Genomic DNA, 558 nt, shown 5'->3' on the forward strand with positions numbered 1-558 from the left:
ATCCAAAATCATCGAAACATATCCAGAGACTTTACAGGAAAAAGCAGAATGCAGTGAAGGATTATCTCCACAAAGTGACCAGATGGATTACAGAATACTGCAGAAAAGAAGATATCCGCTGTGTGGTTGTGGGAGACATCCGAAATATCCGCAAAGAAAAAGATATGGGGCATATGACCAACCAGAAGTTTCACAGCCTGCCATATAACAGGCTGTATATTATGCTGGAATATAAGCTGAAACTGTATGGAATACAATTGATAAAACAGGAGGAAAGCTATACCAGCCAGTGCAGCCCGTTATCACCAGAAGTATCAAAAAGACATGCAGAAGCATCAAATCGAAAAGAACGTGGTATGTATATAACTGATGGAGTAAGATTTAACGCAGATGCAGTAGGTGCATTTAATATCCTGCGGAAATATCTTTCCGTATCCGGAAAACAGAAGGAACTGTCCGTAACCGGACTAAAAACTCCAGAAATAATAAAAGTAGCTGCATAGCCGAAAGGCAAGCAGTATTGGTGTCATGGACGCACCCTGAAAAAAGGCGGTATCC

General features: G+C 41.0%; 1 protein-coding gene. It reads left to right on the top strand.

Translation table 11 applies throughout. From position 1 onward, the window contains the following. The coding region (locus tag DWX28_RS19270) for an IS200/IS605 family accessory protein TnpB-related protein (protein WP_147342133.1) at nucleotides 1-503 on the top strand (503 nt) is incomplete at its 5' end. Nucleotides 504-558: the final 55 nt, after the last annotated feature.

This window comes from Blautia sp. AF19-10LB, assembly GCF_003461245.1.
Classification (GTDB): domain Bacteria; phylum Bacillota; class Clostridia; order Lachnospirales; family Lachnospiraceae; genus Blautia_A; species Blautia_A intestinihominis.